The 16531-nt window shown below is 74.0% G+C and carries 12 protein-coding genes; 6 read left to right on the top strand and 6 right to left on the bottom strand.

Annotated elements, in window-relative coordinates:
- Nucleotides 1-16: 16 nt before the first annotated feature.
- Both OHA34_RS18605 and OHA34_RS18600 read right to left on the bottom strand, forming a co-directional pair.
- Entirely contained in the window at nt 17-505 is a 489-nt protein-coding gene (locus tag OHA34_RS18605; RefSeq protein WP_285942496.1) for an SRPBCC family protein, read from the bottom strand.
- Nucleotides 506-566: 61 nt separating this feature from the next.
- A complete protein-coding gene (locus tag OHA34_RS18600) occupies nt 567-1157 on the bottom strand; it encodes an HD domain-containing protein (RefSeq protein ID WP_329522329.1) in 591 nt (196 codons plus the stop codon).
- A 109-nt stretch (nt 1158-1266) separates the two neighbouring features.
- Between OHA34_RS18600 and OHA34_RS18595 the strand changes: the two genes are divergently transcribed.
- Nucleotides 1267-3189, top strand: a complete 1923-nt coding sequence (locus OHA34_RS18595) for an outer membrane protein assembly factor BamB family protein (RefSeq protein WP_329522328.1) — start codon at nt 1267-1269, stop codon at nt 3187-3189.
- 25 nt (nt 3190-3214) lie between these two features.
- Here OHA34_RS18595 and OHA34_RS18590 read toward each other — a convergent pair whose 3' ends face one another.
- The 3 genes from OHA34_RS18590 to OHA34_RS18580 all read right to left on the bottom strand — a co-directional run bounded on the left by OHA34_RS18590 (nt 3215) and on the right by OHA34_RS18580 (nt 7165).
- Nucleotides 3215-4339 (bottom strand): glycosyltransferase family 4 protein, encoded by a 1125-nt coding sequence (locus tag OHA34_RS18590; RefSeq protein ID WP_285942814.1) that lies wholly within the window; start codon nt 4337-4339, stop codon nt 3215-3217.
- Between the two features lie 97 nt (nt 4340-4436).
- Complete coding sequence (locus tag OHA34_RS18585) at nt 4437-5699, bottom strand: nucleotide sugar dehydrogenase (protein ID WP_329522421.1); 1263 nt, start codon at nt 5697-5699, stop codon at nt 4437-4439.
- Nucleotides 5700-5725: 26 nt separating this feature from the next.
- Entirely contained in the window at nt 5726-7165 is a 1440-nt protein-coding gene (locus OHA34_RS18580; RefSeq protein ID WP_285942492.1) for a glycosyltransferase family 4 protein, read from the bottom strand.
- A 54-nt stretch (nt 7166-7219) separates the two neighbouring features.
- Between OHA34_RS18580 and wecB the strand changes: the two genes are divergently transcribed.
- The 5 genes from wecB (at nt 7220) to OHA34_RS18555 (ending at nt 15259) form a co-directional block, all read left to right on the top strand.
- Nucleotides 7220-8293 carry a non-hydrolyzing UDP-N-acetylglucosamine 2-epimerase gene (gene wecB / locus OHA34_RS18575; RefSeq protein WP_285942812.1) on the top strand — a complete coding sequence of 358 codons (1074 nt, stop codon included), beginning with the start codon at nt 7220-7222 and terminating at the stop codon, nt 8291-8293.
- On the top strand, nt 8283-8966 hold the full coding sequence (locus tag OHA34_RS18570) for a hypothetical protein (RefSeq protein ID WP_285942491.1): 684 nt from the start codon (nt 8283-8285) through the stop codon (nt 8964-8966). Before wecB ends, OHA34_RS18570 begins: the two co-directional genes overlap by 11 nt.
- A 50-nt stretch (nt 8967-9016) precedes the next feature.
- Nucleotides 9017-11269, top strand: a complete 2253-nt coding sequence (locus OHA34_RS18565; RefSeq protein WP_329522420.1) for a glycosyltransferase — start codon at nt 9017-9019, stop codon at nt 11267-11269.
- A 235-nt stretch (nt 11270-11504) separates the two neighbouring features.
- Nucleotides 11505-13121 carry a glycosyltransferase family 87 protein gene (locus OHA34_RS18560; RefSeq protein ID WP_329522327.1) on the top strand — a complete coding sequence of 539 codons (1617 nt, stop codon included), beginning with the start codon at nt 11505-11507 and terminating at the stop codon, nt 13119-13121.
- 38 nt (nt 13122-13159) lie between these two features.
- Nucleotides 13160-15259, top strand: a complete 2100-nt coding sequence (locus OHA34_RS18555) for a glycosyltransferase family 2 protein (RefSeq protein ID WP_329522419.1) — start codon at nt 13160-13162, stop codon at nt 15257-15259.
- 69 nt (nt 15260-15328) lie between these two features.
- Here OHA34_RS18555 and OHA34_RS18550 read toward each other — a convergent pair whose 3' ends face one another.
- A complete protein-coding gene (locus OHA34_RS18550; RefSeq protein ID WP_285942485.1) occupies nt 15329-16342 on the bottom strand; it encodes a CDP-alcohol phosphatidyltransferase family protein in 1014 nt (337 codons plus the stop codon).
- Between the last annotated feature and the right edge of the window lie 189 nt (nt 16343-16531).

Below are 16531 nucleotides of genomic sequence, written 5' to 3'. Positions count from 1 at the left end.
TAGAACAGGTTCTCGTTTATCGGGATAGTGCCGATCGGATCCGGTCCAGCGTGACCCGCATGCCCTCCCGGTTGACGGGCGCGCGCCGTTCGGCGGGGACCCCGGTGAAGAGCCTGCCGAGCAGCGAGACGAACGCGGAGCCGCGGTTGTCGCGGCGCAGGTCCTCCCAGTACTCGGTGAGCCGGGTGGAGCCGTCGCCGACGCCTTCGAGGCGGTACCCCCACAGCGCGACGGCCATCCCGAAGCTCGACACCCGGAACGCGAACACCTCGCCGGGCACCGCCGCCGTCACCCGGCAGTCGGTGAACCACACCCACGGGCCGCGCCGGTTGAAGCCGACGAACTTCAGGCCGGGCCGGACGCTCCGTCCGCGCACCCAGACGGCGAAGACCTCGGGACTCCACTCGCGCGTCCGGCGCACGTCGGCGACCGCCTCGTACACGGCCTTCGGCCCGGCCGCGATGACGACGCTCTCCTCGACCACCCATTCGCGCACGCTGTCCATGGCCAGATCATGCCTCATCCGCGGCCGGGGCACCCCCCTGGGGCCGGACGGCCCGCGGGGGTCAGCGCAGGTGCGCGAAGTGCCCGCGCCATGCCGCGTACCACTGCGCGAACCAGGGCTCGTCCGCGGCGAGCGGCAGGATGTAGGTGACGGTCTCGGCGTAGTAGCGGCGCTGGAAGTCGGGCGGCATCTGGTCGAGGCGTTGCACGTTGCTCATCCTGTCGGCCAGCTTGACCAGGACCGCGGCGCGCGGGGCGTCGCGGAGCCGCCGCAGGTACGCCGAGGTGGCCGCGCGCTTGGCCTGCCGTCCCGGGCCCGCCGCCGGGGGCTTGGTGACCCAGTCGACGAGCTCGGCCACCTCCGGCCCGAACTCGGCCTCCACCTCCGGGACGGTCGCGCCGGTGTCCTCCACGGTGTCGTGCAGGAGCACGGCGGCCAGCACCGCCGGGTCGGTCACGCCGGCACCCCGGACCAGCACCTCCAGGGCCTCCAGCAGGTGCTCGGTGTAGGGGACGCCGGTGGGGCGCCGCTGGTCGCCGTGCCAGCGTTGGGCGGCGGTCGCGGCCCTGCGGAGTTCGGGCAGGTCGACCGGGAGCGCGGCCAGGTCGGCGGCGGCGTCGTCCCAGGTGCGCCATGAGGTGAAGACCTCCACGGGTTCCTCCGTTCTTCCCGGCCGTGTCGCGCGGGCGCGCGGCACAGGGCATGGTGGGAGTCGTTTCTCGCAGAACAGTACGAGACGGGGTACCGGAGGGAGGCGGGGCGTGGTCAGGAGCCTGCAACGGCCGGGTTCCGGAGCGAGACCGCTCGACAGGGGCAGACTCGCGCTCGGCCTCGTCTCCGGGGCGCTGACGGTCGCGCTCTGCGCCGTGCTGATCGACCGGTTCGTGCTGAACGCGGAGTGGTGGCAGGTCCGGCACACGGTGACCGCGCAGCCGGTCGTGCCGCAGGGCGCGGTCGGGCCGCCGCCGGGCCCGCTGGCGGTGAGCTGGGAGCGGACCGCGCGGACGCACCACGGCCCGGTCGCCGGGTACGACAGCGTCGCCTACACGGTCGCGCAGGGGCAGGTGGTGACCGCGTCCGGCCGGGGCCTGGAGGTGCGCGACGCCCGTACCGGCGGGACGCGCTGGTCCTACCGCCGCACCGGGTGGACGATGCTCGGCTGGTCCGCCACCCGCTCCCGGCTGACCGCCTACTTCGAACGCGACGGGCACCGCGGCGACCGGCAGTTCGTCGGGCTGGACGCGCTGTCGGGCGGGGTGCTGTGGCGGCGGACCGGCGAGCATCCCGCCGCTGCCTCCCGGACCACACTGCAATGGCCCGCCGGCGCGGGCGTGACGCTCACCACCGACGACGCGCGCCACGAGCTGAACGGGCGGTCGGCCGCGACCGGGGCGCGGCTGTGGAGCAGGCGGCTGCCCGCGGGGTGCCGCCTGTTCGAGGGCGCCGCGCATCCGTCCGACGGCCTGGAGTCCCTGTCGGCGCTGGCGCTGGACTGCGGCGGCCGGAGCAGGCTGCTGGCGGTCGATCCGGCGACGGGCCGGGTCCGCTGGGACCGGTCCCTCGGGTCCGGGGAGTCGCCCGAGGTGTCGATGCTGGACGGCGTCACGCTGGTGTCCGACGACACGGCCCTGCGCGCCTACGACCGGGACGGCTCCCCGTTCGCCGTGTGGAACGGCGACGACCTGTGCGGCGACGCGATGTGCCCGGGCGTGCTGGTGGGGGACCTGCTGATCGTCGCGTACCGCCCGGAAGGCGCGCGCGGCGACCAGGGCCGGATGGAGGCGGTGCGGGTGTCCTCGGGCCGCCGGGTGTGGGAGCGCGCGGCGCCGCCGTACGCGGCGCTGGCCCGCGCGGGCGACCGGGTCTACGCGCTGCGGCCCCGGCTCGCCAGGGGGCTGCTGCCCGCCGGGATCGACATCGTCGAGTCCGGCGGCGGCGTCCGCACCACGCCCGCGCCGTTCGCGCTCGATCCCGACCTCGGCGGGGTGCGGCCGTGGCTGGCCGCCGCGGGCGGGCTGCTGTACGCGGCGGTGCCGGAGGCGGCGCCGCGTCCGGACGGGGCGGCGCGGCTGGTCGCGCTGCGCGGCGGGCCGTCCGGTCCCGGGCCGGCCGAGCTCGGCGGGGTGGCCGGGGCCGACTGGCCCGACGCCTGCGGGCTGCTGAAGAAGGCCGATCTCGCGACGGTGCGGCTGGCCGACCACGTCACCCGGCCGGAGCGGGGGAGCATCGGCGGGGTGCGGCTGCCGCACCCGGTGACCTGCGCCTATGAGCCCAAGAAGCGGGAGCCGCCGACCGGGGAGACCGGTGCGGAGGGCGCCGACCCGGACGAGCGCGACCACGAGGAGATCCGCGGCGACCAGGACGGGATCAAGGGCGGCGACCGGGAACCGAGGGACGCCGAGCCCGAGCCCGCCGCGCGCGGCGTGACGGTGTCGATCCGCTGGGTCGCGCCCGCCGGGGCGTCCGCGTCCGGGCTGCTGGACGCGCTCCAGGCCACCCAGGCGCAGGCGCGGCGGCGCACCGACCTCGGCGGCGACGAGGCGTACGAGATCGGGCCGACGGCGGGAACGATCGCGCTGCGGGTCGACCGCTACATCGTGGTGGTCGACGCCGGCCGTCCGACGGGCGCGGCGGCGCGGCTGGCCCGCGCGGTGGCGACCCACCTGCACCGTCCGCCCACCTGATCCGCGGGTGCGTGCCGGCTCAGGGTCAGGTGGTGAGGACGGAGGGGGCGGCGGCGGTGGCGGTGGACCGCCCGGCCCAGGTCTCCAGGTGCGCGACGAACCGTTCGGCGTGCACCGGCCAGTGGAACTGCTCGCGGGCGGCCTCGTAGCCGCGCTTGCCGAAGTCGGCGCGCAGTCCGGGGTCGGCGCGCAGCCGCCGGACGGCCTCGGCGGCGGCGGCCGGGTCGCCGAACGGGACGATCAGCCCGCAGCCGGCCGGGGTGACGATGTCCACCGCGGGCGGGTTCGGGGTGGTGATCACCGGGATGCCGCGGGCCATGTACTCCACCACCTTGGTCGGCATCGAGTGGCGGTAGTTCGGCACGTCGTGCAGCAGCGCCAGCCCGGCCATCGCGCCCTCGGCGATGCGCAGCGCCCGGTCGTTCGGCACGAACCCGTACCAGCGCAGGATCCCCTCGCGCTGCGCATCGCGCAGCGCCGGGCGGACCTGCGGGTCGGCGGCGCCGATCAGCTCGACCATGACGCCCTCGGCGGCGACCAGCCGGGCCGTCTCGATCATGTCGAACGCGCCGCGGGCCGCGGACAGGTGCCCGACGTAGACGGCGCGGCGGTCGTCCGGCGGGCTCGGCGGCAGGTCGGCGACATAGGTGGTGTTGGGGACGACCGGGTGCTCCCCGGAGAACCGGCCCCGGTAGCCCTCCTCGGCGAGCAGCAGCCGGTGCCGCCGCTCGCTGCGGTTCTCCAACCGCCGCACGGCGGGCCGGAGGACGGGCCGGACGGGGCCCGGCAGCCAGCCCTTGGCGCCGAGCGCGGCGGCGGTGTCCTCGTGCACGTCCCACACGACGGTCCGCCGCCGCACCGGGCGCGGCAGCCCGACCAGCAGTTCGGGATCGTGCAGCAGGACCAGGTCGGCGTAGGCCGAGTGCTCGATCAGCGCCCGGTGCGCGGCGCGCAGCGCCCGCAGCCGGCGCCGGCCGGTGGCGCGCGGAATGTCGACCGGGCTGATGTTCCGCCAGGGCGTCACATTGCAGGCCCTGAAGGGCGCGATATAGGTGACCTCGTGGCCCGCGTCGAGCAGCGCGCGAATCTGTCGGTGCAGGATTCGCGCATCCTCTGGATGGTGTACCACCGTGCAAACGCAGACACGCATTCCACTCACTCCGAGAGTGTGTCGATAGTCGTCCACAACCGATTCTCGGCGGCCCAGGAAAATTGCCGATGAATGGCGAGTGTCCGGCGGACGGACCTCATAGCAACTCCACCGTGGGACGCTGGACGTCGCGGGTGCGTCCCCGGGTGTCGAACAGCAGCCGGGCGTGCCGCGCGAGCGTGTTGGCGTCGTACTCGGCGTGGCCGGCCAGCACGATCGCCAGGTCGGCCTCCTTCAGCGCCGCCACCAGGTCGTCCCCGGCGTTGCGCACCTCGGTGTCCTCGACCTGCCACGCGTCCACGAACGGGTCGTGGAAGGCCAGGTCGGCGCCCAGCCGGACGAGCCGGCGCGCCACCGGCCGGGCCGGCGACTCGCGCTGGTCGGCGATGTCGGCCTTGTAGGTCACCCCGAGCAGCAGCACCTTGGCGCCCTTGAGGGCGCGGCCCTCCCGGTTGAGCAGTTGCTGGGCGCGTTCCACCACGTACCGGGGCATCCGATCGTTGATCTCCTGGGCCAGCTCGACGAACCGGAACGGGTAGCCGAGCGAGCGCACCTTGTACGACAGGTAGTTGGGGTCGATCGGGATGCAGTGCCCGCCGACCCCCGGGCCCGGCCGGAACGCCTGGAAGCCGAACGGCTTGGTCGCGGCGCAGTCGATCGCGTCCCACAGGTCGATGCCGAGTTCGTTGCAGAACACCGCCATCTCGTTGACCAGCGCGATGTTGACATGCCGGTAGGTGTTCTCCAGGAGCTTGGCCATCTCGGCCTCGCGGGTGCCGCGGGCCTGGACGACCTGCTCGACGAACTTGCCGTAGAAGGCCGCCGCGGCCGTCGCGCACGCCGGGGTCAGCCCGCCGACGATCTTCGGGGTGTTGCGCACCCCGTAGACGGGGTTGCCCGGGTCGATCCGCTCCGGCGAGAAGGCCAGGTGGAAGTCCTCGCCGGCGGTCAGCCCGGAGGTCTCCAGGATGGGCCGGACGACCTCGTCGGTGGTGCCCGGGTAGGTGGTCGACTCCAGGACCACCAGCGTGCCGGGCGCCAGGTGTCGGGCGACCGTCTCGGCGGCGCCGCGGACGGCGGTCAGGTCCGGGCCGCCCTCGGCCGACAGCGGCGTCGGCACGCAGATGACCACGGTGCGGGCGCCGTCCAGCACCTCCTCGCCCGCGCTCGGGAGGAAGCCGGCCTCCAGCAGGGCCGCGGCCTCGCCGGCCGAGACGTCGCCGATGTGCGAGCGCCCGGCCGCCAGTCCGGCGACGACCCGCGGGTCGCGGTCGAGCCCGCCGACCCGCAGCCCCGCCCCGGCCGCCTCCCGCACCAGCGGCAGCCCGACGTAGCCGAGTCCGATGACCACAAGATCCAGATCCACGCCCCGCTCCCCTCGCGAGTTCACCTCATGGCGTACGCCCTCCGGTAGCGGGCCGCGACGGCACGCCAGGTGCGTTCCGTCCTGACCCATTCCCGGGCCGCCTGTCCGATTTTTCGGCGCTGATCTGGACTGTAAATGATTTCGGCCAGACAAATCGCCCAAGATTCCGGGTCTTCGGGAACTGTTAACGTTCCGGTTACGTCCGGTTCCAGTATTTCCCGCAGAGCTTTGACATCACTTGCTATTACTGGGATTCCCCCGGCCATCGCCTCGATCGGTTTGAGTGGGGTGACCAATTGGCAGACCCGGTCCGAACGCCTCGGGACCGCGAACATATCGAGGACCGCGTGGTAATGACGAACCGACCCCATCGGCACCCGGCCGGTGAACACGGCGTGCACGCCGTGCGCGGCGGCCCGACGTTCCAGGGCCCCGCGCTCGGGCCCGTCGCCGACCAGCAGCAGCGTGACCGGCGTGCCGCGCTCACGGAGCAGCGCGGCGGCGTCGATCAATGTGTCTATTCCCTCGTATCCATAGAACGAGGAGGTCAAACCGACCACCGGCGCGTCGGCGGCGATGCCGAGGCGGGCGCGCAGCCCGGCCGCGTCCGGCAGCGGCTCCAGGAACGTCTCGTCGACCCCGTTCGGGACGGTGAAGACCTTGGCGCCGTCGATGCCGCGCGAGACGATCTCGGCGCGCATCGCCTCGCCGAGGGTGACCACCGCGTCGGCCTCGGCCATCCGCCGCGTCTCCAGCTCGCGGGTGAGCCGGTAGAACGGGTCGCCCTCCGAATGGGACGGGTCACGCGACAGCCAGGAATCCTCCAAGAATCCCCGCACCTCGTACACGACCGGCAGGCCGTGCCGGCGTCCCGCCTCCAGCGCGACCGCCGCGTTCAGGTGGTTGCTGACCGCGTGCAGCACCGAGGGCCGCAGCTCCTCGATGAGGCGCCCGGCCAGGTCGGCGCCGCGCTCGACCGCCCGCACCGGATCCTTTGCCGGGAACCACGGAAGCAGCCGGTGGTAAGGGACGCCGTCCACCTCCACCCGGGGCCGCTCGTCGCCGACGCCCTGGCTGAGCGGGTAGCCGAGACGGGTCACCACCTGGGTGTCGAACCCGAGTTCCCGCTGCGCGAGTGCGATCCGATGCGTCCGGATGGTGTAGCCCGCGTTGGTCACCGGCAGCGCGTTCGTCACGAACTGGAGCACTCCGGTGCCGGAAGGAGCGGGGGGAGCGGGCCGGGACGGATGGGTATGGGTGAGGAGGGCGCGCAGGTCGCGGGTCTCACGGGCTTCGGCGCGGGGCCTCGGCACCGCCAGCCGCGAGCGCCCGAGACGCGCGCCCGCGCGTCCGGGTGCGGCGCGGGCCAGCAGCCGGACGGCCAGCCGGGGAGCCCGGGACGGGTCGTCGCGGAGCTGTCTCCAGGCGAGTCCGGGCAGGTAGACGCATCTTTTCAGCACGGCGGGCAAGCCTAGGCGACCCCGATGAACAGAAGGGAAAAACACGTGGCGCCCATCGTGCATGTTCTGGGGGCGCGGCCGAACTTCGTCAAGGCCGCGCCGGTCCTCGACGCGCTGGCGGCCCGAGGGGCCGAGCAGGCCGTCATCCACACCGGCCAGCACTACGACGAGCGGATGTCGGAGATCTTCTTCACCGAGCTGGGGCTGCCCGAGCCCGACGTCAACCTCGGCGTCGGTTCGGGCAGCCACGCCGCGCAGACGGCCGCGCTGCTCACCGGGCTGGAGGCCGAGTTCACGAGCCGTTCACCCGAGCTCGTCATCGTGTACGGCGACGTGAACTCGACGATCGCCGCCGCCCTGGTCGCGGCCAAGATGCGCATCCCGGTCGCCCATGTGGAGGCCGGGCTGCGCAGCTTCGACATGACCATGCCCGAGGAGGTCAACCGGCGGCTCACCGACCAGCTCTCCGACCTGTGCCTGGTCACCAGCCCCGAGGCGGTCGGCCATCTGGCGAACGAGGGCGTCCCGGTGGCGCGGGCGCACCTGGTCGGCAACCCGATGATCGACACGCTGCTGCGCAACCTGGGGTCCTTCGACACCGGCGCGGTCCGCGCGGCGCACGGGCTGCCCGAGCGGTACGTGCTGGCCACCCTGCACCGGCCCGCGAACGTCGACGCGCCGGACACGGCCGCCGCGCTCGTCGGGCACCTGCACGGCGTCGCCGACCTCGCCGACGTGGTCATCCCGGTGCACCCGCGCGGGCGCGCCACCCTGCTCGCCGCCGGGCTGGACGACCACCCGCGGGTGCACGTGCTGGACCCGCTCGGCTACATCGACTTCATCGCGGCCGTCCGGGGCGCCGCGGCCGTCGTCACCGACTCCGGCGGCCTCCAGGAGGAGACCACCGTCCTCGGGGTGCCGTGCCTGACCGTCCGGCCCAACACCGAGCGGCCCATCACCATCACGCACGGCACCAACCGCCTGGTCGCCTTCGAGGAGCTCGTCCCGGAGGCCCGCAAGGCACTGAAGTCCCCGCCGCCCGGCGCGGACCTCCGCCCGCCACTGTGGGACGGCCAGGCCGGCCCGCGGATCGCAGAAGTGATCATGGAGTTCCTCGGTGAACGATAGATCTTCGACGGCCAAGGCCGGCCGGCAGGCGGCGCGGCTCCGCGCCGCGCTGCGCGAGCGCGAGTCCCGGGTGGAGGAGCTGGAACGCCGGCTCGACGCCCTGGAGACCTCGACCACGCTCCAGTTCGGCCGGCTCGTCGCCGGCGCCGCCCGCAGCCCGCGCCGGCGCGGCGTGCGGCTCCCGCGCGAGCTGTACCGGCTGTGGCGCAAGCGGCACGTCCCGACGGCCGCGTCCAGCGGCGGCGGCGACGGCGAGCGGATCCGGCTCGACCCCGTCGACCGGCCCGAGGACCGGCTCCTGGTCGCCGCCCCCTACGAGGGCCTGGTCATCGCCGGGGTGCTCGCCCGCGGCACCGCCGCCGCGCTCGGCGGGCACGCCAGGGTGGTCGCGCTCTACCCGCACGACGCGGCGACCGCGCTCGGCACCGCCGACGTCGACGCGCTCGTCGTCGACGCGGCGGCGGGCGAGCCCGGCGGCCCGTGGGCCTACCTCGGCACTCCCGGCATGTACGACCGCGACCGCGCCCTGCACAACGTGCGCGAGCTGGCCCGCGACCGCGGCCTGCCGCTGGTGCTGTGGGGCGAGGCGCCGCCGCCGACCCTGGCCGTCCTGGAATGGGACGCGACCGCGACCACCCCCGCCCACCTCACCCACCTCGTCCAGACCCGTTGACGGAAGGACATCCTGTGCGACCACGCGCCCTCGTCTACGGCGACGTCGACATGAATCTGATCGACGGCTCGGCGATCTGGGTCCAGGGCATGGTGCAGGCGCTGGCCCGCGCCGGCTGCGCGGTGACCCTGGTCCTCAAGGCCCCGGTCCGTACCGGCCGGCTGGTCGATCCGCTGCGAGCCCTGCCCGGGGTCACCGTCCGCAGCCCGCACGCCGAGAGGCTGGTCGACGCCGCTCAGGCGATGGCCCCGCGGACGGCCGCGCAGATCCTCGCGCGGGTCGACGGCGACGACCCCTTCGACCTGGTCGTCGTCCGGGGGCGGCGGCTCGCCGCGAAGCTGGCCGCGTCCCCGCTCGCCGGGCGCCTCTGGACGTACCTGACCGACGTCCCGCAGGCGGCGGGCGCGTTCGAGGGCGCGGCCAAGGGCGAGCTGCGGCGCATCGCCGACGCGTCCCGGCTGCTGCTGTGCCAGACCGAGGAGCTGCGCGGCTTCCTGGAGAGCGCGGTCCCGGCGACGGCGGGCAAGAGCGTGCTGTTCCCGCCCGTGGTGGTGCTGCCGGACGGTCTCGAACCGCGCCCCGACGGCCCGCCGGACGGGCGGGCGCTGCGGCTGGTCTACACCGGCAAGTTCGCACCGCGCTGGAACACCTACGAGATGACCTCGCTGCCCCGCCTGCTCGGGATGCGCGGCGTGGACGCCGAGCTGCACATGGTCGGCGACAAGATCCACGACGACCCGGCCGACCCGGCGTTCGCGGCCCGGATGCGCACCGCGCTGGAGACCGGGCAGGGCGTGGTCTGGCACGGCGGGCATCCGCGCGCCGGGGCGATGCGGCTGACCGCGGCGGGCGACGTCGGGCTGTCCTGGCGGCACCCGGAGATGGACGCCAGCCTGGAGCTGTCCACCAAGGTCCTGGAGTGCGGGACGCTCGGCGTGCCGGTGGTGCTCAACCGGACGCCGATGCACGAGCGGCTGCTCGGCGCCGACTACCCGCTGTTCGCGGCGTCCGAGTCCGACGTGGTGGACGCGCTGACCCTCATCGGCAAGAACCCCGACGTGTACACCCTCGCGGCCGGCCGGTGCCGCACCGCCGCGGCGGACTTCACCCTGGACGCCGCCGCCAGGCGCCTCACCCGCCACCTCGGCCAGGCGTTCCCCGAGCCGTCGGACGCCGTCCTGGACGCCACCGCCGGCTACGCCGCCCGCGCGCGGGCCGCCGCGACGGCCCCGGAGGTGCTCGCGACCGCGCCGCCCGCCGAACCGCCGCTCGCGGTCGCCGAGCGGCGCCTGCTGCGGATCGGGGTGGCCGGGCACGACCTGAAGTTCTTCACCCGGCTGCTCGACTACCTGCGGTCCCGGCCCGACATGGAGGTGCGGGTCGACCACTGGGCGGCGCTCAAGGTGCACGACCCGGACCGCAGCCGCGAGCTGGCCGCCTGGGCCGACGTGATCGTCTGCGAGTGGTGCGGTCCGAACGCGCTCTGGTACGCCCGCAACAAGCGCCCCGGGCAGCGCCTCGTCGTCCGGCTGCACCGCTTCGAGCTGTACGCGGGCTGGCCGAAGCACCTCGACATCGATGCCGTCGACCAGGTCGTCTGCGTCAGCCCGCACTACGCGGGCCTCACCCGGGACATCACCGGCTGGCCGGCCGGCAAGGTCACCGTGGTGCCCAACTGGGTGGACGACGACCAGCTCGACCGGCCCAAGCTCGCCGGGGCCCGGCACCACCTCGGCATGATCGGCATCGCGCCGTCCCGCAAGCGGCTGGACCTGGCGCTGGACGTGCTGGAGGAGCTGCGCCGCGACGACCCGCGCTTCACCCTGTTCGTCAAGTCCAAGCTCCCGTGGGAGTACTGGTGGATCTGGCAGCGCGACGACGAGCGCGAGCACTACGAGCGGGTGTTCCGCCGGATCCGCCGCTCGCCGCTGCTGTCGGGCGGGGTGGTGTTCGACTCCTACGGCCGCGACGTGGCGTCGTGGCTGCGGCGGATCGGCTTCGTCCTGTCCACCAGCGACGACGAGAGCTTCCACCTCGCGCCGGCCGAGGGCATGGCCGCCGGCGCGGTGCCGGCGCTGCTCGGCTGGCCGGGCGCCGACACCATCTACGACCCGCGCTGGATCCACCCGGACCCGGCGGCGATGGCCGCCTCGATCGCCTCCACCGTCGCGGGCGGCCGCTGGGAGGACGAGCGCCGGCTCGCCCGCGAGCAGGTCCGCGCCGCGTACGGGCTGGAGGAGGTCTGCCGCCAGTGGACCGGGCTGATCGCCGCGGCCCCGGCCCGCCCGGCGGAGATCATCTGAATCCGCGGGCCCGGTCCGCGGCGCGCCCGCACCGGGCCCGCGAACCCGCCGGCAGGGCCCCGGTGGGGGAGCCCGGCGGGGCCCCGGATCGCCCTGCCCGCCGCCGGATCCGGACGCCCGGCGGGTCCGCGGACGGCGCCGGTCTCGATAGGCTTCCGGCCGTGAGCCCGTACCCACTCCCGTACGCGTCCGATGATCGAATGACGGGACGGACGTGCCGCCGATAGCCGCCGCCGTGAGCGGCCCGGAGTCACCCCGAACCGACGTCCCCTCCGCGCGCGAGCCCGTGCCCCGCCGCGGACCCCTCCGCCGGGCGGTGCTCGGCACCGGACGGTTCGCCGTGGCGCACCTGCTCTTCGCTGTCGTGCTGGCGGGCGCGATCGCGGTCCGGGTCACCGCGCTGCGCGGCTACCCGATGCCGCTGTGGAGCGGCGACTCCTACGGCTACCTGGGCTCGGCGGTCGACTTCTCGCCGCACATCGGGCGGCCGAGCGGCTACTCGGTCTTCCTCCGGGGGCTCGAACCGTTCCACGACCTCACCCTCGTGGCCGCCGTCCAGGCCGGGCTCGGCGCCGCCGCCGGGGTCATGGTCTACGCCCTGGTCTGGCGGCACGCCCGCGCCGCCTGGAGCCGCCGGATCTGGCTGCCCGGCCTGCTCGCCGCCCCCGCGTCCGTCCCGGTGCTGTACGACGGCAACCTGGTCCAGGCCGAGCACATGCTGCTCGCCGACAGCCTGTTCACCTTCCTGCTGGTCGCGGCCGTCACGGTGGTGTTGTGGCGGCGGCGGGTGAGCTGGTGGACCGGTGCACTGGCCGGGCTGATCATCTCCTGCGCCGCGCTGACCCGGCTGGCCGGGCTGCCGTTCCTCGCGGTGATCGCGGTGGCGATGCTGCTGCGCTGGTCCGGCTGGAAGCGCACGCTCGCCGCGCTGGTCGCGGCGGGGGTGACGTTCGCGGTGCCGTTCGCGGCGTACATGACCTGGTTCGAACGGCACCACGGCGCGTTCGCGCTGAGCAAGGCCGACAAGGTCTGGCTGTACGGGCGGACCGTCGGGTTCGCCGACTGCGCCAAGATCAAGCCGCCGCCGGAGCTCCAGGTCATGTGCCCGAAGCTGCCGCGGACCGATCTGCGGGTGGCGCCCGCCTTCGACGCGCTGTGGGGTCCCGACTCGCCGTTCAAGACGATCCCGGGCGGCATCTACGGCGACCAGGCCAACACGATGGCGGGCGAGTTCGCCGATATGGCGATCAAGGCGCAGCCGGGCGACTACCTGAACGTGGTCGTGCACGACACCCTGCGCGCGTTCGAGCCGGGCCGCGACCCGTACCCGACCCCGTGGACCGAGGAGAACCTCCGCTTCCCGGCGGGGGAGGCGTGGTCGGACGAGCAGGCGCTGCTGGCCGAGCGGTACGGCGGCGGACGCGTCCGCGTCGTGGCCCCGTACGCCGAGTGGATCCGCGACTACCAGGGGCGCCGGTACACGCCCGGCCCGGTGCTCGGCGTGCTGCTCGGCGCCGGGCTGCTCGGCGTGCTGGTCCGGCTCCGGCCCCGCTCGGGCTGGGGCGGCTCGGTGCTGCTGCCCTGGTCGCTCGGCGCCGCCCTGGTGGTCATCCCGGCGGCCACCGCCGACTTCGACTACCGCTACATCCCGCCGGCGATCCCGTTCGCCTGCCTGGCCGCCGCGCTCGCGATCATCCCCGGCGCCCGTACCCGCACCCGGGCCGAGGCGGCCGTCCCGGCCGCCGGCTCGACGGCGGCCGGCGAGATGCCGGAGATGGCCGAGAACGGGGCTGTATCGCCCGCTGACGCGAGCGGAGAGGAGCCCGCGGATACCGGAGAGACCGTCCGGTGAGGCGCCCGCATTCATAGAATGATGGCGGCGTACCGAACATTTCTGGTCACTCGGGCAACCTCTGTTCGGGTTGGGGCGTCATTTCCAGCGAACGTTCAGGTTCCCGTGTCCGCGGGATCGGGGGAGCGGCGCGTAACGCCGCCATCGGTGGGAAGTGGAGTCGCATGGGGAGCCCGAAGGTCAGCGTCATCGTGCCCGTGCACAACAGCCGGAGCACGCTGAGACGGACCTTCCAGTCCGTCTTCGACCAGACGCTGCCCGCCGACCAGATCGAGATCATCGCGGTGGACGACGGGTCCACCGACGGCAGCGGCGAGGAACTCGACCGCCTGGCCGCCGGGCGCCCGGGGTTCGAGGTCGTCCACCAGGCGGCCTCCGGCGGCCCCGGGCGGCCCCGCAACGTGGGCATCGAGCGGGCCACCGGCGAGTACGTGTTCTTCCTCGACGCCGACGACTACTTCGGCCCGGAGGCGCTGGAGCGCTGCTGCGCGCTGGCCGACGAGCACGGCACCGACGTGGTGGTGCCCAAGTACGTCGGGATCGGCCGCAAGATCAACCCGCACCTCTTCCGGACGACGGTGGAGTTCACCACGATCTTCGACGCGGTGCCCAACCTCTACGGCAGCATCACCGCGCTCAAGCTCTACCGGCGGTCGCTGCTCGACCGCCACCAGATCCGCTTCCCCGAGAAGGTCCTGTCCGGCGAGGACCAGATCTTCGCGGTGCGCGCCTACTTCGAGGCCAAGGGCGTCTCGGTGCTGGCCGACTACGACTGCTACTACTGGGTCGACCGCGAGGACGGCGGCAGCGCCCTCCAGGCCGGCGGCGCCCCGGCGGCGGCGTACTTCCCCGAGATCAAGGGCCTGATGGCCTTCGTGGCCGAGCGCACCGCGCCCGGCGAGGTCCGCGACCGGCTGCTGCGCCGGCACTTCGCGATCGAGGTGTTCTCCCGGTTCGACCCGCGCTACCCCCGGTTCTCCGCGGACGAGCGGCGCGCGACCCGCTCGGCGGCGCGCGACCTGATCGCCGCCTTCGGCAACCCCGAGATCATGGGGGCGCTGTCCCCGTACATGCGGCTGCTCGACCACGCCCTGCGGCACGGCCTCGACGACCTGGTCGACGAGGCGGCGCGGGTGCACACCGAGGAACCGCCGCCGATCGTGCTGGACGGCGACCGCGCCTACATGGCCTACCCCGGTTTCCGCGACCCGGCGCTGGACGTCCCCGACGCCGTCTACCAGGTGAACGGGCCGCTGAGCTGGCGGCGCGGGGTCAGCGGCGTCGAGTGGCGGGCCGGCCGGCTGGCGGTGCGCGGCCACGCGTTCGTCGAGCGGGCCGACGGCGTCGCGCAGGACGAGGAGCTCGTCCTGCGCGAGCGGGACGGCCGCCGCGAGTACCGCGTCCCGTTCCGCAAGGCCGGCGAGACCGACGGGCGGGGCCGCACCCCGCTGCTCGCCGAGATCGACTTCGGCGCGGTGGCGGGCGGCGGCCCGCTCCCGCCCGGCCGCTGGGACACCTTCGCCGTCGTGCACGCGCAGGGCCGGGTGCACGAGGGCCGCCTCGTCCCCGCGCCGGGGTCGGGCGTCGGCGAGCCGGGGGCCCGGGTCGCGCGGGTGCGTGCGGGCAGCCCGGTGGTCACGCCCTACCTCACCAAGGGCGTGGGCGCCCTGGCCCTGCACGCGGGCGGGCTCGCCGGGCTGGCCGGCCCCGTGACCGAGTCGGAGACCGCCGTGACCGCGCCGGCGAGGCTGCGGCTCTCGGCCGAGCTGGAGACCGCGCTGCCGGACGGCGCCGACGCCCCGGCGGTCAGGGCGGTGCTGCGGCACCGCGAGTCCGACGAGACCCGCACCGCCGACCTCGCCGCCGATCGCCGCACCGGGGCGGCCGGCGAGGCGGGCCGGTTCTGGATCTCCGGCGAGATCGATCTGGGCGGCGCCGGGCGCGGCAAGTGGGACGTCCACTACGAGGTCACCGTCGGATCGGCCACGGGCACGTTCCGGGCGCCCGCCGTGGCCGATCCCGGCGGGGGCGCCGGCCGGGGGCCGCGCCCCTTCCGGACGGCTCGGGGGAACCTCTCGGTCGAGGTCGTCGGCGGCACCTCGCGGCTGATGCGGCTGCTGCGCCGCGGTCGCTCCTGACCGCCCGCGCACAAGCGAGGACCCCCGGAGCGGGGAGCTCCGGGGGTCCTGAGGCGGGCGGGCGGACGGTCAGCCGGCGCTGCCGACCGTGGCCTCGTGCTGCTCGGCGGGAAGCTGCTCGCGCAGGCTCCCGATCTTGGCCTCCAGCTTGGCCAGGTTGCGGCTGTAGTCGCGGCTGGACAGCCAGAACTTGTAGATGATCACGAATTCGAAGGCCAGCATCCCGATGCCGGAGAGCACCACCACCGGGATGACCGCGCCGGAAATGATCGCGGCGGCGATCGGCGCGACGATGAACACGCCCATCTGGAACTCGATGCCGCTGATCAGGTGCGGGCGGATCCGGCCGCGCAGCAGCGCGTCGCGGACCCGGGAGTACCACGGGAACTGCTGGTTGAAGCCCTGCTGGAGCGTGTGGTTGGGGTTGTCGCCCAGAACCTGCTCCTCCATGTCGGCCTCGGGGTCGGGGCCGAGGGCGCCCTCGGCCGACCGCAGGTCCTCGCCGACCGCCTCGCCGCCGTGGAGGCCGCCGCTGGTCTCGCGGACGGCCAGTTCCAGCTCGCCGGCCTCGTTGCGGGCCGCGGTCAGCTTGCTGCGCATCTGCGAACGCACCTTGTAGATCTCAAGGGCGTCCATGTAGCGCAGCATGTCGAGGAAGACGACCGCGACGGTGGTCCAGATGTAGGCGACGTTGCCGGTGGCCGCGTACTGCCCGCCCATCAGCGCGATCGCGCAGGCCAGCACCCGCACCCGGTCGAAGATGTAGTCCAGCCAGGCACCGAAGATCGAACCGGTGCCCTTCAACCGGGCGATCTTGCCGTCCATGCAGTCGAGGGTGAACGACAGGTGGTAGAGCAGGGCCCCGATCAGCAGCCAGGGCCAGGAGGCCACCGCGAAGCAGGCGCCGGCGCCCAGTCCGAGGAACAAGGCGCCGACGGTGAGCTGGTTCGGCGTCACGTTGGTCCGGTTGGCCGTGAACCGGACCATCCGGGAGGCGAGCGGATCGACCAGCAGTACCGTCCACCATGCGTCACGCGCCTTGTACGTCCGTTGCCGAACGTCCTCGAGCGTGAAATTCGCCATGGAGGTGTGTCCTTTCATCGTGAAGAGAGGCTTCCCCGGCCGCGCCGCGCGCGAACCTCAAGATCGAATTACTGGAACGAGGCATGCGCTCGCCCCAGAACCGCATGCCCGGGTCACTCGAAGACCGTCCATGATGCTAGCGGCTGCCGCGATGCGGTCCTCCGGCCGTCTCCGAGTCGTGACTTCCCG

This window comes from Spirillospora sp. NBC_01491 (assembly GCF_036227065.1).
Classification (GTDB): Bacteria; Actinomycetota; Actinomycetes; order Streptosporangiales; family Streptosporangiaceae; genus Spirillospora; species Spirillospora xylanilytica.
This window is presented reverse-complemented; position numbering and strand designations above follow the sequence as displayed.

Excerpts from the sequence above, each read along its gene's own strand:
- OHA34_RS18590 (WP_285942814.1), bottom strand. The coding sequence starts at position 4,339 with ATGCGTGTCTGCGTTTGCACGGTGGTACACCATCCAGAGGATGCGCGA.
- OHA34_RS18565 (WP_329522420.1), top strand. The coding sequence starts at position 9,017 with ATGAATCTGATCGACGGCTCGGCGATCTGGGTCCAGGGCATGGTGCAG.
- OHA34_RS18605 (WP_285942496.1), bottom strand. The coding sequence starts at position 505 with ATGGACAGCGTGCGCGAATGGGTGGTCGAGGAGAGCGTCGTCATCGCG.
- OHA34_RS18550 (WP_285942485.1), bottom strand. The coding sequence starts at position 16,342 with ATGGCGAATTTCACGCTCGAGGACGTTCGGCAACGGACGTACAAGGCG.